Origin of the sequence: Nostoc sp. DedQUE08, assembly GCF_034530895.1 — a bacterium.
In the GTDB taxonomy this organism is placed as follows: domain Bacteria; phylum Cyanobacteriota; class Cyanobacteriia; order Cyanobacteriales; family Nostocaceae; genus Nostoc.
Genome location: NZ_JAVRCD010000006.1, coordinates 93,976 through 115,496 on the forward strand (window position 1 = coordinate 93,976; position 21,521 = coordinate 115,496).

A 21,521-nucleotide genomic window follows, 5' to 3' on the forward strand; every position below is an offset into this window, starting at 1 on the left:
ACTTATTAGGCAGCGCGTACATCATTTTTTAACTGACCATCTTCCATGTGAATGATGCGGTCAGCCATATCAAGGATCCGATTATCATGAGTAATTAAAAGAATGGAACAACCTTGATATCTGGCGCATTCTTTTAAAATTTCAACAACTGTATGAGTACTGTTTTTATCTAGCGATGCTGTTGGTTCGTCAGCAAGAATTAATTTAGGTTGAGTAACTAGCGCTCGTGCAAACGCCACACGTTGTTTTTGTCCTTCTGAAAGTTGCTCAGGATAATAATGAATGCGGTGATTCAAACCTACTATTTCCAACATTGCTTCTGCTCGGTTACACATTTCTTTACGAGACATATTTCGAGCCAATTCCATAGTCATTTGTACATTTTGACTAGCAGTTAGAAAAGGTACTAAATTATGTTTTTGGAAAATATATCCAGTTTGACGGCGTAGTTGTAATAGCTTGTGATTGCTAGCTCGATATATTTCCCTTCCCAAAACTTTCACGCTACCTTCTTGCACACTCCGTAAACCAGCCATTAGACTTAATAAAGTTGTTTTACCTGAGCCAGAAGGGCCAGTCAAAATTACAATTTCACCAGATTGAATTGACAAGCTAACATCAAATAAAACCTGTTTTCGTAACGAGCCTTTGCCAAAATAGTGGTTGAGATGCTGAACAGATATGATAGAACCTTGTGACATAATGATTACCTCAAAATTAGAGGATAGATAAATTTGTGGTGTAAATATTCCGAAAATTCTAAGGTTATTAATGATGGTATGACTTTACCCAAAAAGTTCGGCAGGGTCAGCAGAACGAAGTTTATTCATCGCTAACATTCCTGCAAGAGAACACATAACAATTGTGAGCAACATGACTGTTACACCCCTAGTAATAGTCATAATCATTGGTAAACGGGTAGCCTCTTGAACAAAGTTATAGAGATACATGCAAACAGCAAATCCAGGGATATATCCAATCAAGGACATTAAAATTGCTTGTTGTAAAACCACCTTTACCAAGTAAGAATTTGCGTATCCAATAGCTTTAAATGTTGCATAGATAAATAAGCTATCAGAAATTTGTGTGTATAGAATTTGATAAACAATAATGCCACCAAATACACAGCCAATCACAGTACCCATATTAAAAATAAATCCTATAGGTGTAGATTGTGCTAAAACGTCTTTCTCTAGTTTGATATAATTTTCTAGAGTCATTAATTTCACGTCTTGAGGTAAGTCTTTTGAGATTTTTTTGATTATACTTTCAGGGTCAACACCAGGTTTAACTTGAATGACTCCCATCTGAACTTTTTCTAATGGGTGGTTTAAAATCTCAGAGTAGTTTAAATCACTGGTGATGATTACACCATCAGCTGTCATCACCCCACCTCCTAGAGAAAATAATCCTCTCACTTTTATTTGGCGATTAGATACTTCTGTTATTACTTCTCCATGCTTTTCTAATTCTGCAACGATTGGGCCAAATTCAGGTCGAGAAAGTCTATCAAATAGTATAGTGTCAGCAGCTTTTATCAGTTCTTTCTGTTGATTTACTTCTGGCAAATTAAAAACAGGTTGATCAGGTGTAAAACCAGCAATAGCGATTGGTCTATTGACAAAAGTTTCAGGATTTTTGAAATTTGTAACGGAAAAATAGAAAGGATTAACTGATGCGATGCCATCAACCGCTGAGATGTTATACAAATAGCGTCGTGGAAAGACTTTCATATCAAAAAAGCGCTCGGTATCGCGATGTAACAGTACTAAATCTGCTTGTATTTTTTTATGGAATACAACAGCATCTTCAAAAAGACCGTCTCGAAAACCCAATTGAATAAACATCAACATCACAGCAAAAGTAACGCCAGTAATTGTTACTACTAGTCGGGATTTGCGATGAATTAATTGTAACCAAGCAACTGGTGTTGTAGCGCTCATATTTTAGTATTTATCTATTAATTTAACTTAACTATTGATATCAGTTTCTAATTTGACATTGACTTGCAGATTAATAAACTTAGCGGCTTCGTCAGTATCATTGGGATTTAAGCGAACTTTTACTTCTGCAACTCTTGAATCTATATTGATGGCTGGGTCATTGTTGACAACATTTCTCTTACCTATTTGGACACCTATTGTTTCAACGGTTCCAGAAAATTTTCTAGGTAATGCAATACTCGATATCAAAGCTTTTTGACCTACTTTAATTTTGTTAATGTCAGTCTCGTAAATTTCTGCAACTACATACATAGTTTGAGTTTGAGCTAGATCGACTATTCCCTTTTCACTAATAGTTTCTCCCGGAAAAGTATTAACTTTTAAAATTTTTCCACCCATTGGGGTTTTCACGTAAGCTAAATCTAAGTTAGCTTTGGCTTCCATAACAGCTGCTTTTGCTTTTTCCAACTCGCTTTGAGCAACCTGCACATCTACAGGACGAACTTCTTTTAACTCTTCCAAGCTAGCTTTAGCTTGTCTAATCTGATTGGGAAACGACGATAAAGTTTGGTTGAGAGAACTTTTACCTTCTTTGAATTGTGCTTGCAAAGTTTCTACTGCTAAAACTTTAGTATCTTTAGTGACCGCAGATATAGCTCCTTGGTCGTATAAAGATTGAAAGCGTGCATATTCCGTCTGGGCATTTCTCAACTGCGCTTGCAATCCAGCAATCTTAGCTTTTTGAATGTTAATATCTCCTTGAAACTGCGCTTCTAAATCTGCAATGCGTGCTTGTTGAGCGGCAATTTCTCCTTGTTTTGTAGTCCCCGCTTTAGCTTGCATCAGTTGCGCTTGAGCAACTCGAACACCTATTTGTGCTTTATTTAGGCTTGTTTGCAGTTGACTGACGTTATCAAGAACAGCAATTAATTGTCCGCGACGAACATTATCGCCTTCTTTTACCACAACCCGATCTAACCTAGCAGTTTGCAAAGCTGATGGACCAGATAAGTTAATGATTTTATCCTTTGTTTGGATACGTCCCAAAGCTGCAACTGTTGGATTTACAGGTTGTTGAACTGGAACTACTGGGGCAATATTACTTTGCTTCGTAGATTGCAAATTAAAATTTGAGCTAGTGGAAAAAATATAGGTTGGTACACCAACAGCCGCTAGTCCTACAGGAACTATTAAAGCTAGCCTCCACTTTTTAGATTTTGTATCAAAGTTTATTGGTTTGCGAAAAATGTCCATTGGAGGTCAACCTCATTTAATATTCGTGCAATTTTAGATGTTGAGATTTGTAATTCGTAAATATTCTTCAATTCCGAATCATCTCGCTCTGTATCTTGATAGGGGGAAAGCCAATTCTTTTATGCATTTGCTTGGGAACTGATAAATCAAAAAATATCCCAAATTGTCTTGTGGTATGGCTTTCCCCACCCAATATGGTTCAGTTAATAAAGTTAAGCTGGGGGAGCAAGAGTGTTAAGTGCTAAGTATAGATGGCATTATTTCGTTGAGCATAAACCCCTCGTATTTCTCATCTGGAGGGGATTTTATGACTTAAGGAAGTACAATTAAGTAGGTGGACATAATTAAATGTAAAACGTCAACCTGTGAAACCCTGTCAGTAATTGGGTTTTATCTTCTGCCCTCTGCCTCCTGCCTCCTGCTTCTACTTAGCAACTTGGGTTAATAGCATCGGGCACAATCTTTTCTACCAGTCTCAACGATTTATACTGATAAGCAATAATTGTTACCAATACAGTTAGTATTCCCATGACAATAAACATCAAACCAATACCACGTCCTTGACCGACACCAATAATTTTTCCTATACTTCCTGCTAAAAGTCCGTTCGGAGTCATTAATGGCTCAAAGATTTTATCTGCCATTGGCCCTGCAACTGTGTAAGCAAAAGGCTGTGACGCGTTAGCGATCGCTCCGATTGTTGCAAAAACTCGACCTTGGAGACTGGAGGGTACTTTCTTTTGGAAAATAACTTGGGCTGAACTGTTAATAATTGGTAGACCAAAGAAAAATAGAAAAGCTATCAGTGCTAAGACTAAAACAGATTGATAAAATCCTGCACAGGTAATGCAGATTCCACCTAGCAGCATAAAAGTAAATATACTGAGAATTAAATGCTGCGGCGATTTTACTGTACTGATGAGAACGCTACTGACCAGCATTCCCACACCACCAGCGGTCATAATTGTACCTAAGTCTGTAGCTGAAGCAAAAGACAAGACTAGAGGTGTAATTAGCATCTGCACAATGCCGACAAGAAAATTGTTAACGGCAAAGAAAAGTAGCAGTGCAAACAGTCCTCTTCTTTTCACTAAATATACCAAGCCGTAGGATGCTTCCTTAAACCAAAGAGTTTTTTCGGCGCGATGTCTATCAATGTACTGTTTGGGAAACGGAACTAGTAACAGAGTACTCAGAGCAAAAACAAAGGTGGCAAAATCAATGAAGATAATGCCATCAATTTCGAGAAACAGCAGCAGTACACCTCCTAGCATTGGTGCAACCAACCGACCAGCTGCTTCCCCGATTTGCAGCATACCGTTGGCGCGTGCCAGTTTTTGTGGCGGGACAAGGAGAGTGGTAGCAGCTGTATAAGCTGGCCATTGAAAGGCACTAAAGCAGGAACTAATGGCAGCGCCTACGTATATGTGCCAAATGACTAAATCATCTGTCGCTAACAAAATCGCAATTACCCCCGTAGAAATACCTGCTCCTAAGTCACTAAATACCATCATCCAACGGCGGGGAAATTGGTCTACCAGCGTGCCAGCTACAGGGGAAATCAGAATCATGGGCAAGCTGGTAAATAGTGAAATGAGGGCGAACTGTGTTACCGAACCAGTTCGCTGGTATACCCATACACCCAAGGCAAAGTTAGTTAACTGAGAGCCGATGAGGGAAATCATCTGTCCAAACCAGATGAGGGTAAAAATTTGCATTCCTGTATTTTTTGGATGTTGGCTCATTTCAATACTCCTTATTTACCTACATTTGCTTGCTCAATGCAGATTCCTAGCTGTTCTGCAACAGTTAGAATATGAGGTTGAGCCATCATCGTAATATGGTCGCCTGGAACAACGTGAATATCGATGTTTTGAGCGGAAAACTGTCCCCATCCCCAAGCGGGATCTTCGCGTAAATCAGTTAAAAGTGCAGCATCCTCCGCATTCACTTCGCTAGCTCGCAACAGAGTCAGGCGATTGGGATAAGCTTCTTGTGGTAAATATTTGATACTAGCTTGCAGATTTGCCTCGAAAACTTGCACCAAACCACGCACTTGCTTTGTATCAGTACCAGCAGGCAGTAAATCAACGGTGATTAATCGCTCTTTGAGATAATCCAATTGTTCGTCGAGTTCTAGCGGCTGGAGTATTTCATAGGATATATCTAGGTTTTTGCCTGCCCAGCGTTCGATGAGACGAGCAGTTTCGGTCAGTCTAGTTGCATCATCGACATCAATATATAAGGGTTTGTCGCTAGCAACCGGGGCCGGAGCGTCTAAAATCGCAACCAGAGCAACCTCATTTCCTGATTTGATTAACTGTTGAGCCATTTCATAGGCAACAATACCTCCAAAGGAGTGACCTCCAAGAAAATATGGCCCTTCAGGCTGAACGGTTTTTATCGCCTGGATATAATAAGCTGCCATATCCTCAACACAAATCAATGGTTCTGATTCCCCATTTAAACCAGGTGCTTGCAATCCATAAAATGTTTGGTTTTCCCCTAAATAACGAGCTAAATTATGTAGATAGAGGACATTGCCGCCACCCCCAGGTAAGCAGAAAAAAGGATACTTGGAATTACCTTTTTGAATTTCTACCAAGGCAAACCAAGATAATATTTCTGTTTCTAGGCGAAGAATATTAGCCAGTTTTTCAATTGTAGGATTTTGGAAAAGTGTCGCTAAAGACAAGTTTTTACCAAACTCTTGGTTAAGATGAGCCATTAAGCGTACAGCTAACAGCGAGTGACCGCCCAGATCGAAGAAATTATCCTTTACTCCTACAGGATGGACGTTGAGTAGATTTTCCCAAATATTAGCTAATTTCTGTTCTAAATCATCTTGTGGTGCTAAAAATTCGGTTTTGAGTGTACCGAGACGAGATGTATCGGGTTGCGGTAAAGCTTGCCGGTCTACCTTGCCATGAGCGGTTAGAGGTATTACCTCTAACATTAAAAAGGCAGAAGGTATCATGTATTCGGGTAACTTTTCCTGTAAAAATTGGCGCAGTTCGCTACTTGTTGGGGCTTGCTCTTGAGGAACAATATAACTTACTAAACGTTTGTCTCCAGGTTGGTCTTCCCTGGCAATCACGGTGACAGAATTGACTAAGGGATGTTGCGCTAGTAAAGACTCAATTTCTTCTAGTTCAATGCGGAAGCCGCGAATTTTAACTTGATGGTCAATGCGTCCGAGGTACTCTATATTACCATCAGGTAAATATCGCGCTAAATCCCCTGTTTTATATAGGCGAGAATTAGGTTCATCGCTGAAAGGGTTGGGAATAAATCGCTGTTGTGTTAATTCTGGACGGTTGAGATAACCTCTAGCTACTCCCGCACCACCAATGTATAGTTCGCCGGGAACACCAATTGGTACAAGTTTTTGATTTTTATCAAGCAAGTAAAGTTGAGTATTCGCAATAGGACGACCTATTAAAATTGCACCTGATAAAGAAGTTTGTTCGCTAACTTCATAAACACAACAACCAACAACAGTTTCGGTTGGGCCGTATTCGTTAATTATTCTGGTATTTGGAGCATTATCGCGCCAAAATTTCAAGTTTTTACCCAATAATGCTTCACCACCGATGATTAATGCTCTCGTTTTCGTTACACCTTCGTGGTTAGGTAACATCTGATTGAGCATTTCTAGGTGAGCTGGAGTAATTTTAACCAAGCTATAGTTTTTATCAGACTGCAAAAGTGCTGACAATGCTTCAATTTCTTCCTTCTCAGGCAACAGTACTACCCTTTGTCCGACCAATAACGGTGAGAATAAGCTGGTAATCGTTGCGTCAAACCCTATGGAAGATTGTACTGGAGCGCCGTAACCTTGGGCGATCGCATACGCATTTGTAGACCAGCTCAGGTAATTAACTAAACCTCTGTGAGGAATCATAGTTCCCTTGGGTTTTCCTGTAGAACCAGAGGTATAGATTATATAAGCTAAATTTTCCGGCGTGACTTCGCTTACAGGATTTTCAATGCTGAGTGTGGCATTTTCTGGCAAATCTCGATCGAGACAAATTAAACGGGTGTTATGTTCAACAAACTTATCTACAAGTCTTTGTTGAGTTAACAGTATAGGAATTTGAGCATCTTCTAACATAAATCCCAGGCGTTCTTGGGGATATGTGGGATCGAATGGTATATATGCACCACCTGCTTTGAGGATACCAAGGATACCAATCAGCATATCTAAGGAACGTTCTACACAAATTCCTACCAATACTTCTGGTTTTACTCCCAACTTTTGTAGTTGATGCGCTAGCTGGTTGGACTTGGCGTTTAATTGTGCATAAGTGAGATGCTCGTTATTAAATTCAATGGCGATGTTCTTGGGTGTGCGTTCTACTTGTTCTGCAAATAGTTGATGGATACATTTATCTTGTGGAAATTCTGTTTTTGTATTGTTAAAATCAATCAATAGTTTTTGGCGATCGCTTTCACCAATCATATTTAAATCAATGATTGCTGCTTCTGGATTATGAGTGACACTTTCTATTAATGTCAGATATTGTCCAGCAATGATTTTGATACTATCCTCTGAAACTAAACTAGAATCGTAATCAAAATTCAAAAATAAATTATTTTGGCTGTAGCCACTGGAGAGCTTAATTTGATATTTCTCTACGTTGGCGGATTTTTTAGATTCCGAAAAGGAAATATCAGCATTTACATAGCTCTGTGATTGTTTTGTAAAATCAAAACAGAAAGGAAAAAATGCACGAGAAGCAAATTTCTCATTTGTAGCGGTTAGATGTTCCCAGTCAAAATACTCTTGCCATTGTTTGGCAAAACGAAAAGACTCAGAAACTTTTTCCATAAGTTCTGAGAATTTTAAAGTATCCTCTAAGTGCGAATGAGTGGGCAAATATTTAGTTAAAAGTCCTAAAACTTCTTTTAATTCGTCATATTCGCGTCCATCGCTAGCAGTCCCAATCACAATATCAGACTGACCGCTTAACCGCCAAAGTAGTACTTGCCAACAAGCTAATAAAATTGCTTCAATTGAAGTTTGATAATTTTCTTGCAATATTTCCAGTTTTTCTACCGTATCTCGATTAACCTTCAAAAAGAGCGATTGAGGTACAAATACAATTTCTCCAGATGACTGATTGACATTTTTACTTTCAAAGGGAATTCGCAAATTTAATACAGAAGAAATATCTTGCTGATGCCAATAAGTTCTTGCTGTCTCTGTCTCCTCAGACTCTAATAATTCATTTAGCCATTCAGAAATATCTGCATATTGCATCGCTTCATCTGATAGTTCTTCGCCGTGTAAACATGCTGTATAAGAACGACCGATTTCACATATAAGATTATTGAGTGTTGTTATATCTGCATATAAAGCAGGCAAGCTGATAAACAGTATATGCTTGTCTGAAGCTAATTTACTTAAGATAAAATGTAAACTTGCGGCTTGTTCAAAATCAAAAACTCGGAGGCTTTGATCTTGGAAAAGCGCATCAATTTTAGCTTGTTGTACTTGAGAAGTTAAACTACTCCAGTCGTCTTCTCCAAGTGAAATTGTGCTGCGATCGCCCTTGGCAGCTCTCTTCGGAGCATCGCTAATTGATTGTAATGGAATATTCATACCTGGTAAGGAATGAAAAGCAGTGCGAAATATTTCGTGGCGATCGCTGATATTTGCTAAAGCTAATTTAAGAATATCAGGGTTAAGATTACCTCCGATATTTATCGCAATTTGGGAACAGTAAGCTTGATAATTATCCTTTTGTTGCAACCATAAATGCTTTTGCTGAGGAGAAATGCGAATCAAATTGGTCATTTCAGCGTGCATAAAATTGAAATCCTTTTCAATTAATCAATACTGGCGATACAAGTTATGTAAATTGAACGAAGTCGCACCTGCATCAATGTTTTAATAGGGGTAGTCAAATCAATTTATGCTGTAAGTTGCCAGATTTTAAACAAAAACTCCCAAATACTTACCTAATAAGCATTTGGGAGGATAACATTAAAAACCCTCTGCGTACCTTTGCGCTAACCTCCGCGTACCTTTGCGTTGAAAAAAAGCAAAAGAAAACTGCTTTAACAAGATTCTGCCATCGCAACTACAATTTTTCTTTTGCCGACGAATGGCATCCGTCCATGTGCTGCCAACATATTGTCCAGCATCAATATATCTCCTTCCTGCCAAGGATAAATAACTGCTTCTTGGCGATATATTTCCCGGATTTCATCTAAAACAGAGACTTCAATAGGAGAACCATCACCATAATAGGCATTGCGAGGAAATTCATCTTCTTTGAGTAATGCCGACAATGATTCGCGTATTTCTGCTTTCAAGCTGGAAATATGAAACAAATGAGCTTGGTTAAACCATACCATTTCACCAGTTTTTGGATGTCTGGCAATAGCTTGACAAACTTGGCTTGTTCTGAGGGTATTGTTACCTGTCCATTCAAAAGAGATACCCAACTTGCGGCAATGACTTTCTACCTCAGATTTATTTGTGGTTTGAAAAACTTCTTGCCAAGGCAAATCTAAATCGCCATAATTTCGCACATACATAACTTTCTTTTCGATAAACCGTTCTTTGATAGACGGGTTGATGCGTTCAAAAATTTTACGGCTATCAGCGATTGGTGTTTCTCCGCCAATTTCAGATGCTTTAACGCAGAAAAACCATATCTTCATAGGATAAATGGGAGAGTAAGCATTTTCGTTATGTAGGGGAATTGCTTCATCTGCGGGATATTCAGTTGAAGTGTAGATTTTATCGCTTACTTCTGTGCGTGGCGTTGAACGATAGGTGTAATCTAAGAGTTCTCCGGTTGAAGCTACCTTCACAAACCTTTGGAAATCTTCAACTGTATTGACATGGAAATTTCGGAAGAGTATACCACCATTTGTCAGTAAATTAGTTTCAATCAGATCGCGGTTTTGCTGTGTCCAATTGATTAAATTGACGCCATCTACAGCAGGGGAAATGACTAACGGTAGAGGATTAGCTGAGTTGAGCAGTTCTATGTTGACTAATTTTTCAACTACTTTGCGCTTGCCGATTTGTAGCTTTTTGATGCTATTTATTGTTAGTTCTAAGTCGTTCATTTTGATTCGTGTTGGTTAATAGATTTTTTTGTTTCACGCAGAGGATAAAAGATTATGTTTTGCTTCTCTGCGTGAGGAACATTTACACTTGATTAGCAACGCCAGAAACTTAAGCGGATTTACGCTTGAATTTGTTCAACTTATTAATTGCTGTTGCTGCCATTTTTTGGTCTTTGATGAGTTGTTTTTGTTTGTCTGCTTGAACAAGTATTTCTGCTAATGTTTTCAACTTAGCATCAGGCTGTTCAGTAATTTTGTTAGCGACAGTTGCAAAGTTGTCTAGAATGTCAGCAATAGTATCGTGAGAAAAGCGGTTGCCTTCATAGCTCAGTCCCACAGATAAATTTTCACCAGGCATAATTACTAACATCAAAGGATATTTTGTGCGTTCATAATTACTGATGTTGTCAATTTTTAAGCCGCTATTGGAATTTTGCAAAGCAGGATCTACTGGGTAATTATAAAATGCGACGTTAGTCTCAAACATTGGTGTGCCGCTAGCTATTTCACTTACCCGTTGAATTTCCACTAAAGGAGTATAAGAGTATTGCTCCCGTTCTACCTGCTGTATGTGTAAATTTTTCAGCCAAGGTAATATTTGAGAATCTTCTAATACTTGTACCCGTACTGGTAACGCATTGATAAACATGCCTACCATAGTTTCTACACCCACAAGAGATGGAGGACGACCGGATACAGTTGTGCCAAATACTACATCTTTTTGACTGCTGTAATGGCTGAGTAACAGTGCCCAAATTCCTTGTACTACAGTGTTAAGAGTCAGTTGATGTTGTCTAGCTAGAGATTCCAGCGTAGTTGTTAATGCTTGTGGTAATTGAATATGCTGCTCGTGATAAGTTTGCTTTTGCTGGGAATTGTGAACAACAGACTTATCTGCAATTAGCAAAGTTGGGGCTGTAAAACCTTGAAGCGATCGCTTCCAAAATTCTTTGGCTTGGGAAAGGTCTTGTTGTTGCAACCAAGTTATATAATCTCGGAAGGGACGGGGGGTTTTTAGATATAAATCATTGCCCTGATTCGCAGCTTCATAGAAAGCAAAAGCTTCTTGAACCACGACAGGTAAAGACCATCCATCTATCAACAAATGATGGAAAGTCCAGACAAATTCGTAAGTATCATCTGCTGTTTGGATGAGACTACAACGCATCAAGGGAGCTTGGTTAAGTTCAAAACCCTTGTTTCTATCTGCTTCCTGAAAAGCTATAAGTTGTTCTTGTTGCTGGGTAGGCGATAGAGAACACCAGTCATCAGCAGCAAAAGGTAGATTTACAGTTTTGCAAACGACTTGGTGCGGCTTGTCAAGATTATCCCAGACAAAGAAGGTACGCAAAGCTGGATGACGCTCAACTACTCGTTGCCAAGCTTGGGCAAAGGCTGTTGGATTAATATATCCGTGGAGAGTGCAGCTTAACTGTTCGCAATACACCCCAGACTCTGGGTCATACAGGCTATGAAAGAGAATACCTTGCTGCATCGGGGAAAGGGGATAAATCGACTCAATATTTTTCTTTTTGCTGGCTGTGTCACGGATTGCCATTTCTGCAATCAAATTGTCCAGATATTTTTGAGTTAACTCAGCTTCGGGAAAATCTGAAGGTGTATAACCACCAACATTAGCAGACTGACAGTGATTGATAATATCTGTTAGTGCATTGATGAAACCAGCAGCTAAAGCCTCAATAGTCGATTGTTGGTGAATGTTTTGGCTATAAGTCCAATTAAGTTGCAGCTTACCTGATGCTACTAAGGCGTTAACTTCTAGTAAGTGAGTGCGATCGCCTAATGTACTTTGCTCTGCACCAGCAGATTCTTGGGTCAATTTCCACGATCCAGATTCCGATAATTGGTCAAATTGTCCCAAGTAGTTGAAACTAACTTCTGCTTGGGGTACAGTTGCGAGTTGATGGCGAATTGCTGAATTGGGGCTGAGATAGCGGAGAATCCCGTAGTTAATACCCCGTTTTTGGCAAGGGCGTAGTTGTTCTTTAATTGATTTTAAAGTTTTACCAGCATCGGCGATCGCGCTTCGCCCTGTCGCAGACATCGCTGCCAATTCTAATTTAATGGGGAAAAGGCAAGTAAACCACCCGACAGTGCGCGACAAATCGATGTCTGCAAACAGTTCTTCTCGTCCGTGACCTTCAACATCAACGAGTAGGGAAGATTCACCAGTCCATTGAGCAAAACTTTGTACCAAAGCAGTTAACAACACATCGTTAATTTGGGTATTGTAAACAGCAGGAACTTCTTGCAGCAAAGCACGGGTTTGTTCTTCGTTGAGAGATACCGAAACTTGTGCGGATGAAACAACGGTATTAACTGCTTGAGTATAGTCTACAGGCAAAGAAGTAGAGCCGGATGACTGAGCCAACCAAAAGTCTATTTCGGCTGCGAGTGCTTCTGAGTTGCTATATTCAACTAAACGATGCGACCATTCTTTGAAAGAAGATGTTTTGGCTGGAAGTTGAATTGTTTCTCCCCGATTTAGTTGTTGATAAGCATTAAATAAGTCTTCTACCAAAATTCGCCACGAAACACCATCCACAGCTAAGTGATGCACAACGATCAGCAATCTAGCGGGTTGTTCGGCACCAAAGTTGAACAGGGCAGCTTGCATTAACTGTTGTGACAGATTTAAGCTAGCCTGTAGCCTGTTAGCAGTAGTTTCTAGGGCTGCTTGTTTTTCTTGTGAGGCGATCGCGCTTCGCCCTGTCGCAGACATGGCTGATAAATCTACACAAGTTAAAGTTACTGTACCATCAGCATCAGCATTAGTTTGTAACCAGCTTTCCCCTTCTTGGATAAATCTCAAACGTAAAGCATCGTGGTGCAATAATAATTGCTGCAAGGCTTGTTCTAATATTTCTGGTTTCAGGTCTGCTGGTACTTCCAACAACACTGACTGATTAAAATGGGCTGGTTGAGGTAGATTTTGTGCAAAAAACCAATGCTGGATAGGTGTTAATGGTAAGGAACCTGTAACTAAACCTTGTTCTGCTTTGATGCTCTGTGTCGTGTTTGCCACAGCAGCCAACTCAGCTATTGTCTGATGCTGAAATAACTGCTTGATATTTAATTGAATTCCGGCTTGGTTGGCTCTGGCAATAATTTGCAAGCTCAGGATAGAATCGCCACCAATTTCAAAGAAGTTATCGTGAATCCCAACTTGCTGCAATCTCAACACATCCGCCCATATCGCTGCTAACTTTTCTTCTTGTGGGGTACGTGGAGCTACAAAGTTGACTTCCAACTCAGGACGGGATTCTGGTGCAGGTAATGCCCGACGGTCTACTTTGCCGTTTGGTGTTAAAGGCAGAGTATCTAACATCACAAAAGCCGACGGTACCATGTACTCAGGTAGCCGTTCCTTCAGGAATCGTCGCAGGTCACTAATTGTTGGTACTTGGTCTGAATTAGGAACTGTATAAGCAACTAAACGTTGACTGCCAGGGATATCTTCACGGACGATGATTGTATTTTGAATTACGCCTGGGTGTTGGCTGAGTAAAGCTTCAATTTCTCCTAATTCAATGCGAAAGCCGCGTAATTTAACTTGATGGTCGATACGTCCTAAGTACTCAATATTACCATCAGGTAAATAACGTGCCAAATCCCCAGTTTTATAGAGGCGTTTGGAATTAAAGGATTGGTCTTCTGTTTCCCCCCTGCTCCCCTGCTCCCCTGCTCCCCTGCCTCTTTGAAAGGGGTGAAGAATGAATTTTTGTTGTGTCAACTCAGGACGGTTGAGATAACCTCTGGCTAATCCAATGCCACCAATATGCAGTTCCCCAGAAACACCAACGGGTACAGGTTGCAAATTTCCATCGAGCAAATATATTTGTGTATTGGCAATTGGACGACCAATGGGGGGTTTGTTAGTGATGTTACCGCTGCATTCTGCAACTGTTGACCAGACAGTCGCTTCTGTTGGGCCGTAGGCATTGAAGAAACGCCGACCACAAGACCAACGTTCAACCAAGTCGGGAGGACAAGCTTCTCCGGCTACAGTAATATTCTGCAAAGCTGGGAGTTCTTCGGCAGGTAAGACCGCTAAAGCTGATGGTGGTAAAGTGATGTGGGTAATGCCGTAGTTTTGCAATAGTTCAATTAACGATGAACCAGGCAATAAAGATTCTTTTGTTCCCAGGTAAAGTCTAGCTCCCGTTCCCAGAGCCATCACAACTTCAAAAATAGAAGCGTCAAAACTAAAGGAGGCAAACTGGAGAATGCGACTATCAGTTTGGACGTTATAAATCTGAATTTGCGCTATTACTAAGTTACATAACCCAGTATGTGCCACCATCACGCCCTTGGGTTTACCCGTTGACCCAGAGGTATAAATTACATACGCTAAATTGGAAGCGGTAACTGCACTAACAGGATTAGAGCTGCTATTGTTGGCAATTTGGTTCCAGTCTGCATCCAGGCAAATTGTGACTGCTTGATGCTGTGGTAACTTTTCAACCAATCGCTGTTGTGTCAATAGCACTGGTAATTGAGCATCATCGAGCATAAAAGCCAAGCGATCGCTCGGATAATTAGGATCTAAAGGTACATAAGCACCACCTGCTTTGAGAATCCCTAATAACCCAACGATCATCTCTAGGGAACGTTCAACACAGATACCCACCAGGACATCTGGTTTTACACCTAAGTTTTGCAACTGGTGTGCTAATTGGTTGGCGCGATGATTTAACTCTCGGTAAGTAAGTTGCTGATTCTCAAAGACTACCGCCACTGCATCTGGTGTTTGTTCTACCCACTCTTCAAACAACTGATGAATGCATTTACCTTGGGGATAATCAGTTTGGGTATCGTTCCACTCTACAAGTAGCTGGTGCTGCTCGCTAGCACTTAATAATGATAATTCCGCAATTTTTTGCTGAGGGTTAGCCACAACATTTTCCAGCAAAGTCTGAAAATGCCCTGCCATGCGGCTAATAGTCGTAGCATCAAATAAATCGCTATTGAATTCCCATTCTCCTAAAAGTCCTGACTCGGTTTCTTGCATTGATAACGTCAGATCGAATTTCGCTGTGCGATTTTCGATTTTTAAAAGATTTAAGCTCAAGTTGGGTAATTCTAATTTACCCATCGGCGCATTCTGCATGGCAAATGCTACTTGGAATAAAGGCATGTGAGAAAGCGATCGCTCTGGTTGCAAAGCTTCAACTAATCTCTCTAAAGGCATATCTTGATGAGCATAGGCATCTAAAGCAACTTGTCGCACCCTTTCTAGTAATTCTGCAAAACTCGGATTTCCTTCTAAATTAGTCCGCAGTACTAAGGTATTGACAAATAAACCAATTAGTGAATGTGTTTCCTGGCGATCGCGGTTAGCAATCGGGGAACCGATAACAATATCTGACTGGTTACTATAGCGGAACAGTAAAGTTACAAAAGCTGCCATCAGGGTCATAAACATAGTTGCCCCTGACTTTTGACACAGGATATTTAATTGTTTTGTAAGATTTTGGTTGAGTTCAAAATGTAAAGTTTGACCTTGAAAGGTTTGAACTGGAGGACGCGGACGGTCTGTAGGTAATTCTAATATTGGTGGGATACCAGCTAACTGCTGCCGCCAGTAGTTGAGTTGATTTTCTAATACCTCACCTTGCAACCATTGCCTTTGCCAATGAGCAAAATCAGCATATTGGATGGCTAATTCTGGTAGTGGAGAAGGTTGATTTTGAGAAAAAGCTGCGTATAAACTGGAAAACTCTTGAATAAATACCCCCATCGACCAGCCATCAGAAACAATATGGTGCATCGTTACTAGCAATACATAAGACTCTGATGCCAAATGTAGTAATGTCACTCGCAACAAACAATCTTTTGTCAGGTCAAAAGGTTGTAGTTGCTCCTCAATTGCCAAACGTTCTACCTCGGCAAACTGTTCTTCTGCTGGCAATGTTTGTAAGTCAATTACTGGAACAGCTATTGTTAAACAAGGTGTAATTATCTGGACAGCATTTCCATCAATTGTTTTAAATTTAGTGCGAATGATTGCATGACGTTGAATGATTTTTGCGATAATTTTTTCGAGGATATATACTTGCAAATTACCAGTAATTTCTACCGCAGCAGCCATATTATATGCAGCGCTATTACCCTCCATTTGGTCGAGAAACCAAAGTCTTTGTTGAGGAAAAGATAAAGGGATTAATTTATCAGTGCTAACAGATTCAATTCGTGGAACTTTAGGTTTATTGTTGATTGGAGAAGATTGCTGTGCCAACAATTTTTGCAGCACAAGTTCGCGTTTTTGAGGCGATAGATGTTCTAAACGCTTTAGTAAATCACTCATAAATTTATTGCTTTTATTTAAAAAGATAACTTTAGTAAAGTTACACAAGTAAGTGGCTAGTGTAGGTCAAAACTTCTATAGGGCAAGCTCAATAAATTTATGCAGTCACTTCTTTACATATCTTGTTTTGGCATTGCCGATCTTGGGCGTATGAGCGAGAAGTTAAGCTCGTATGCTAGTTGTAAAGCGGCTTTGAGAAGATGTCTGGCAGAAAAACTGAACCCTCGCTGCTTTATTGAAAAGTCGGGGTTGCATAATAGAGGGAGGAATTGAGGTGCCCTACTGTGAATTTTCCATACTGCGGCTGTACTGAGATTAGGAAAAATGGCTGGCGGCGAGGTAAACAGAATTACATATGTACTAATTGCGACGTGCGTTCCGCCCCGCTTCTCTACGAGACGCTACGCGAACGCTAACGCCAATTCATTGATGTCTACAGCCCACCAAAAGGATACTCAGATGAGAAAAAAATAGAATGCTTAAAAGCATACGTTAATGGTGCTAGCTTTAGAGCAATTGAACGTCAGACAGGGGTTGATCGCACGACTATAATTAACTGGGTAAAACAAATTAGCGAAAACTTACCGGAGGCACCGCCAACGGATAAAATACCATCCGTTAGGGAATTAGATAAACTGGAAACTTTTGTGCGGTCAAAAAAACAAAATTTGCATATGGACGGCGTTATACTTAAACTCGCATTCATAATTTGATTTAAAATATTTCTAAAAAAGAAAAACTGATAAAAACTAAAGCTTTAGAAAACTTAGAGTAGCGATTGCAAATGTACCTGTTTCAGTGTCAAATTAGCGATCGCCCCTCAATTAAAATAAAACTATGAAAATCCCTGAATTATTACTTGATTCCATGCTCCCCTGCACAAAGATGGCCTGCACCAACGAATTGACACGGCTCAAAGCAGTGTATCAATTTCAGGGTTTGGATGCTGTACCCAATCGGGCATTAGATGACTTAACAGCACTGGCAGCCGATCTGTGCCAAACTCCAATGGCACTGGTGAGTTTTATCGGAGCCGATCGCCAGTTGGTTAAGTCTAAGGTGGGAATCACATTAACAGAAATTCGCCGAGACCTCGCATTTTGTAACTACACCATTCGCCAGTCAGATGTATTTGTAATTCCAGATACCTTGGCCGATCCCCGCTTTGCCACCAATCCCTTCGTTATAAATGCTCCCAATATCCGGTTTTATGCCGGAGTGCCCCTGGTAATAACTGGCGGTTGTGTCTTGGGTACACTCTGCGTCATGGACATTGAACCGCGCGATCTGAGTCAGAAACAACAAAAAGGATTGCAGACACTCAGCCACCAAGTGGTAGCGCAATTGGAGCTAAAGCGCAACACCACGAAGCTGCGTCAAACGATCCCGGAAATCAAACAACTAAAACAGCAATTGATTACTCAGGAATTGGTTGGTCAACAAGATTCAATTCTGTTTAATCTGGCAAATCAAATCCGTAATTCTCTGGATCTGGACACGATTTTACAAACGGCAGTAAATGAGATTCATAGTCTGTTGCAAGTCGATCGCTGTGACTTTGTGTGGTGTCTGCCCAACAAAGATCGGTTCAACTTTATGGTGACTCACGAAGCGACTAACCCAGAGATTCAGATGGCGTTGGGGGAACTTTCCCTTGGCCCAGGCTCCGTTCTGGCAGAAACTATCTTAAATCTAGATATGCTAAGGATTGAGGATGTTTCTACTACCTCAGAGGCACTCACCCCGGAGGATCGCGCCCTGCTGCATCAACTGGCAGTAACCTCGGTGCTGTTGCTGCCACTGAGAACCCATTCTAGTCAATTGGGTGCTATTGTTTGCCATCACTGTCGCGGTTCGCGCCAATGGACTGATAGCGAAGTCCGGTTACTCAAAGCTGTCACCGATCAAGTAGCGATCGCTCTCGATCAGGCAGAACTGCTTGCCCAAACACGAGCAACCGCCTTTGCAGCTCAAACTCAAGCCACCTATCTAGGAAACGCCCTGAGCCAGTTGCAGCAAACCCAAATGCAACTGGTACAGCAAGAGAAGATGTCTAGCCTGGGACAATTGGTGGCCGGAGTTGCCCACGAAATCAACAACCCGGTCAACTTTATTAACGGTAATATTACTTATGCAACCAACTATGTTGGGGATTTGCTGGAACTATTGCATCTTTATCAGGCAACCTATCCCAATGGAACTGATGCTATTCAGGAAAAGATAGAGGCTATGGATCTTGATTTCTTGATGCAAGATTTGCCTAATCTATTGTCGTCGATGCAAATGGGTGGAGAACGAATTCGGCAAATTGTCCTATCTCTGCGGAACTTCTCGCGTCTGGATGAAGCCGAGATGAAACCTGTGGATATCCATGAAGGGATTGACAACTCGTTGTTAATTTTGAAGAGTCGGTTGAAATTAACTAGTGCCAAGTTTGAGATTCAAGTGATTAAAGCATACGACAATTTACCGCCTGTTGATTGTTATGCGGGGCAATTGAATCAAGTATTTATGAATCTTTTGGGTAACGCGATCGATGCCTTAGATGAAACGCCTAATCCGATCGTTACCATTCAAACAGAACTCATTAGTAGAGAAAAATCCGGTAGTTCCGATCTATCCCAATTTTCGCACGCAGATAGTGTAGTGATTCGGATTCGAGATAACGGTTCTGGCATGACAGAAACAACCCAGCAAAAACTGTTCAATCCATTCTTCACCACCAAACCCATCGGCAAGGGAACCGGTCTAGGACTGTCCATCAGCTATCAAATTGTGGTTGAAAAACATGGCGGCATTTTAAAATGCTCCTCAGAACTTGGGAAAGGCAGCGAGTTCTTGATTCAAATTCCGGTTGAGCCTCTGGTTAAAAGTACTTAAAGTATGTATAAAATTATCAACATATCAATTGTTCAAGTCTTCCTTTGGGAATGCTAGGCTAAATGCCAACGATGATTGACTCATCGACTTGTAAAGTATGTCAAATGATACGACAAGCTCACCGATTGTTCTCGCACTTGATGACAGCCCTGTGATTCATCAAATGATTAAACGAGCGTTAGAACCGGGCTATCAAGTAATAACAGCCGCTAACGCGGTTGATGCCTTGTCGATCATTTATCATCAACCGATTTCAGTCTTGCTATTGGATGTGCAGATGCCGGATGTAAACGGGTTGGAGTTTTGCCGCACGGTGCGGAGCCTGCCCCAGTTTCAGCATTTGCCCGTGATTATGGTGACTTCTCAAGATTCCCCCTTCGACCGGGTGAAGGGTCATCTGGCGGGTGCAACAGAATATCTGATCAAACCTTTTGATGCTGAACAATTGCGCGAAGCTGTACGAAAATTTATTGGCTCCTGATCTGCTGCTTGTTCATCAGACTTCGGCGCGATCGCGGTAACTGAGCAGTTCGACAGGCTCACTGTAACACTTGTCGAAGTTCAGTCGAACGCTGCCCACCCCACAATAGTTATATCAATCTTAGATATGCAAACTAGATGTGGTTTAGCTTAACAGTGTGCGATGGGTAAAACATTAGCGCAGAATGAGGATTTGCTAAGATTGGCACAGCCAGTTTTCTATCCTGACAGCCTTGCGGCGGCGATCGCGGAGATTTCTACCCATGACTCAAACTGCACCCAACGTCCCCAAGTTGATGACAATGGAGGAATACCTTGCCTATGACGACGGTACTGACACGCGCTATGAGCTTGTAGATGGAGAGTTAGTAGAAGTGCCGACTGAATCCCCAGAAAACTGCAAGCTTGCCAAACTCCTGATGTTGGAATTAGCAAAATACATTTCGATTGTGCTGATCAACCTCAAAGATATGGAAATTGTCGTGAGTGGCAAACGAGCAAAGGTGCGCTTACCCGATCTGACCATACTGAGTGAAGAAGGATACGCAACGCTGGCAGGACAACGCAGCAACACGATTACCCAAGATATGCCACCGCCAATCTTGGTGGTTGAGGTGGTTTCACCTGGACAAGACAACCGCGACCGAGACTATCGTTACAAACGCACAGAATATGCGGCGCGAGGGATTGCGGAATACTGGATTATTGACCCTGAAAGGCAACAAATGACGCTGTGTTTATGGGTGAACGGGCAATATGAAGACACGATTTATATGGGTGATACCCCTCTGGCATCGACAGTTATTCCTGGTTTCAAGCTGAGTGCTGCTCAGATTTTGGCATTTGGACAAAATTAGTAAACCATTGGTGCAGAATTAGATTTGCTAAAATTGGCACAGCCAGTTTTCTATCCTGACAGCCTTACGGCAGCGATCGCGGAGATTCCTAACCATGACTCAAATTGCACTCAATGTCCCAAAGTTGATGACAATGGAGGAATACCTTGCCTATGACGACGGGACTGACACGCGCTATGAGCTTGTAGATGGAGAGTTAGTGGAAATGCCAACTGAAAGCCAGGGCAATTTAGACATTGCTAAATATCTGTTATTTGAGTTGGCAAAATATTTTCCAATTGCATTAATTGCTGTGGGAACAGAGGTTGAAGTAACTGGGCGACGGGCAAAGTGTCGATTGCCAGATATCCTGATTCATACAGAAGAATCACGAACTGCCTTGGCAGGAGCAAAGCGGGCAACCTTAACACGGGATATGCCGCCACCTGCGATCGTAATTGAAGTGGTGTCACCCGGACAGCAGAATCGCGATCGAGACTACCGCTACAAACGCACAGAATATGCGGCGCGAGGGATTGCGGAATACTGGATTATTGACCCGGAAATACAGCAAGTGACGCTGTGCTTATGGGTGAACGGGCAATATGAAGACACGATTTATATGGGCGACACTCCTCTGGCATCGACAGTTATTCCTAGTTTTAAGCTGAGTGCTGCTCAAATTCTAGCATTCGGACAAAATTAGCCCCTTGG

The 21,521-nt window shown here is 41.2% G+C and carries 12 protein-coding genes and 1 pseudogene; 6 read left to right on the forward strand and 7 right to left on the reverse strand.

Annotation, left to right across the window (positions count from 1 at the left end; genetic code table 11):
* Positions 1-5: 5 nt before the first annotated feature.
* From RMY64_RS05935 to RMY64_RS05965, 7 genes are all read right to left on the reverse strand, one after another.
* Positions 6-701: a DevA family ABC transporter ATP-binding protein gene (locus tag RMY64_RS05935; protein ID WP_322699571.1), complete on the reverse strand. Its 696-nt coding sequence runs from the start codon at positions 699-701 to the stop codon at positions 6-8.
* 84 nt (positions 702-785) lie between these two features.
* Positions 786-1,943 carry an ABC transporter permease DevC gene (devC, locus tag RMY64_RS05940; protein WP_322691094.1) on the reverse strand — a complete coding sequence of 386 codons (1,158 nt, stop codon included), beginning with the start codon at positions 1,941-1,943 and terminating at the stop codon, positions 786-788.
* 27 nt (positions 1,944-1,970) lie between these two features.
* The gene (locus tag RMY64_RS05945; RefSeq protein WP_322699572.1) at positions 1,971-3,197 is read right to left on the reverse strand and encodes an ABC exporter membrane fusion protein; all 1,227 of its coding nucleotides are present in this window, start codon (positions 3,195-3,197) and stop codon (positions 1,971-1,973) included.
* Positions 3,198-3,625: 428 nt separating this feature from the next.
* Positions 3,626-4,942, reverse strand: coding sequence for an MFS transporter (locus RMY64_RS05950; protein ID WP_322699573.1), 1,317 nt, complete (start codon positions 4,940-4,942; stop codon positions 3,626-3,628).
* Between the two features lie 11 nt (positions 4,943-4,953).
* Positions 4,954-9,009: an amino acid adenylation domain-containing protein gene (locus RMY64_RS05955; RefSeq protein WP_322699574.1), complete on the reverse strand. Its 4,056-nt coding sequence runs from the start codon at positions 9,007-9,009 to the stop codon at positions 4,954-4,956.
* Between the two features lie 251 nt (positions 9,010-9,260).
* A complete protein-coding gene (locus RMY64_RS05960) occupies positions 9,261-10,283 on the reverse strand; it encodes a TauD/TfdA family dioxygenase (RefSeq protein ID WP_322699575.1) in 1,023 nt (340 codons plus the stop codon).
* Positions 10,284-10,392: 109 nt separating this feature from the next.
* Positions 10,393-16,611 (reverse strand): non-ribosomal peptide synthetase, encoded by a 6,219-nt coding sequence (locus RMY64_RS05965; RefSeq protein WP_322699576.1) that lies wholly within the window; start codon positions 16,609-16,611, stop codon positions 10,393-10,395.
* 284 nt (positions 16,612-16,895) lie between these two features.
* Here RMY64_RS05965 and RMY64_RS05970 point away from each other — a divergent pair.
* The 6 genes and pseudogenes from RMY64_RS05970 to RMY64_RS05995 form a co-directional block, all read left to right on the forward strand.
* Positions 16,896-17,298 (forward strand): annotated as a pseudogene (locus RMY64_RS05970) (transposase-like zinc-binding domain-containing protein); the annotation flags it as partial.
* 150 nt (positions 17,299-17,448) lie between these two features.
* Complete coding sequence (locus RMY64_RS05975; RefSeq protein WP_322699577.1) at positions 17,449-19,491, forward strand: GAF domain-containing protein; 2,043 nt, start codon at positions 17,449-17,451, stop codon at positions 19,489-19,491.
* 97 nt (positions 19,492-19,588) lie between these two features.
* Positions 19,589-19,972, forward strand: coding sequence for a response regulator (locus tag RMY64_RS05980; RefSeq protein WP_322670078.1), 384 nt, complete (start codon positions 19,589-19,591; stop codon positions 19,970-19,972).
* A 162-nt stretch (positions 19,973-20,134) separates the two neighbouring features.
* The gene (locus RMY64_RS05985) at positions 20,135-20,296 is read left to right on the forward strand and encodes a hypothetical protein (RefSeq protein ID WP_322699578.1); all 162 of its coding nucleotides are present in this window, start codon (positions 20,135-20,137) and stop codon (positions 20,294-20,296) included.
* Positions 20,235-20,828, forward strand: a complete 594-nt coding sequence (locus RMY64_RS05990) for a Uma2 family endonuclease (protein WP_322670076.1) — start codon at positions 20,235-20,237, stop codon at positions 20,826-20,828. The genes RMY64_RS05985 and RMY64_RS05990 overlap by 62 nt, the downstream gene beginning before the upstream one ends.
* Before the next feature lie 94 nt (positions 20,829-20,922).
* Entirely contained in the window at positions 20,923-21,513 is a 591-nt protein-coding gene (locus tag RMY64_RS05995; RefSeq protein ID WP_322670075.1) for a Uma2 family endonuclease, read from the forward strand.
* Positions 21,514-21,521: the final 8 nt, after the last annotated feature.

Excerpts from the sequence above, each read along its gene's own strand:
- RMY64_RS05950 (WP_322699573.1), bottom strand. The coding sequence starts at position 4,942 with ATGAGCCAACATCCAAAAAATACAGGAATGCAAATTTTTACCCTCATC.
- RMY64_RS05935 (WP_322699571.1), bottom strand. The coding sequence starts at position 701 with ATGTCACAAGGTTCTATCATATCTGTTCAGCATCTCAACCACTATTTT.
- RMY64_RS05990 (WP_322670076.1), top strand. The coding sequence starts at position 20,235 with ATGACTCAAACTGCACCCAACGTCCCCAAGTTGATGACAATGGAGGAA.
- RMY64_RS05955 (WP_322699574.1), bottom strand. The coding sequence starts at position 9,009 with ATGCACGCTGAAATGACCAATTTGATTCGCATTTCTCCTCAGCAAAAG.
- RMY64_RS05960 (WP_322699575.1), bottom strand. The coding sequence starts at position 10,283 with ATGAACGACTTAGAACTAACAATAAATAGCATCAAAAAGCTACAAATC.
- devC (WP_322691094.1), bottom strand. The coding sequence starts at position 1,943 with ATGAGCGCTACAACACCAGTTGCTTGGTTACAATTAATTCATCGCAAA.
- RMY64_RS05965 (WP_322699576.1), bottom strand. The coding sequence starts at position 16,611 with ATGAGTGATTTACTAAAGCGTTTAGAACATCTATCGCCTCAAAAACGC.
- RMY64_RS05985 (WP_322699578.1), top strand. The coding sequence starts at position 20,135 with ATGGGTAAAACATTAGCGCAGAATGAGGATTTGCTAAGATTGGCACAG.
- RMY64_RS05945 (WP_322699572.1), bottom strand. The coding sequence starts at position 3,197 with ATGGACATTTTTCGCAAACCAATAAACTTTGATACAAAATCTAAAAAG.
- RMY64_RS05980 (WP_322670078.1), top strand. The coding sequence starts at position 19,589 with ATGTCAAATGATACGACAAGCTCACCGATTGTTCTCGCACTTGATGAC.
- RMY64_RS05995 (WP_322670075.1), top strand. The coding sequence starts at position 20,923 with ATGACTCAAATTGCACTCAATGTCCCAAAGTTGATGACAATGGAGGAA.
- RMY64_RS05975 (WP_322699577.1), top strand. The coding sequence starts at position 17,449 with ATGAAAATCCCTGAATTATTACTTGATTCCATGCTCCCCTGCACAAAG.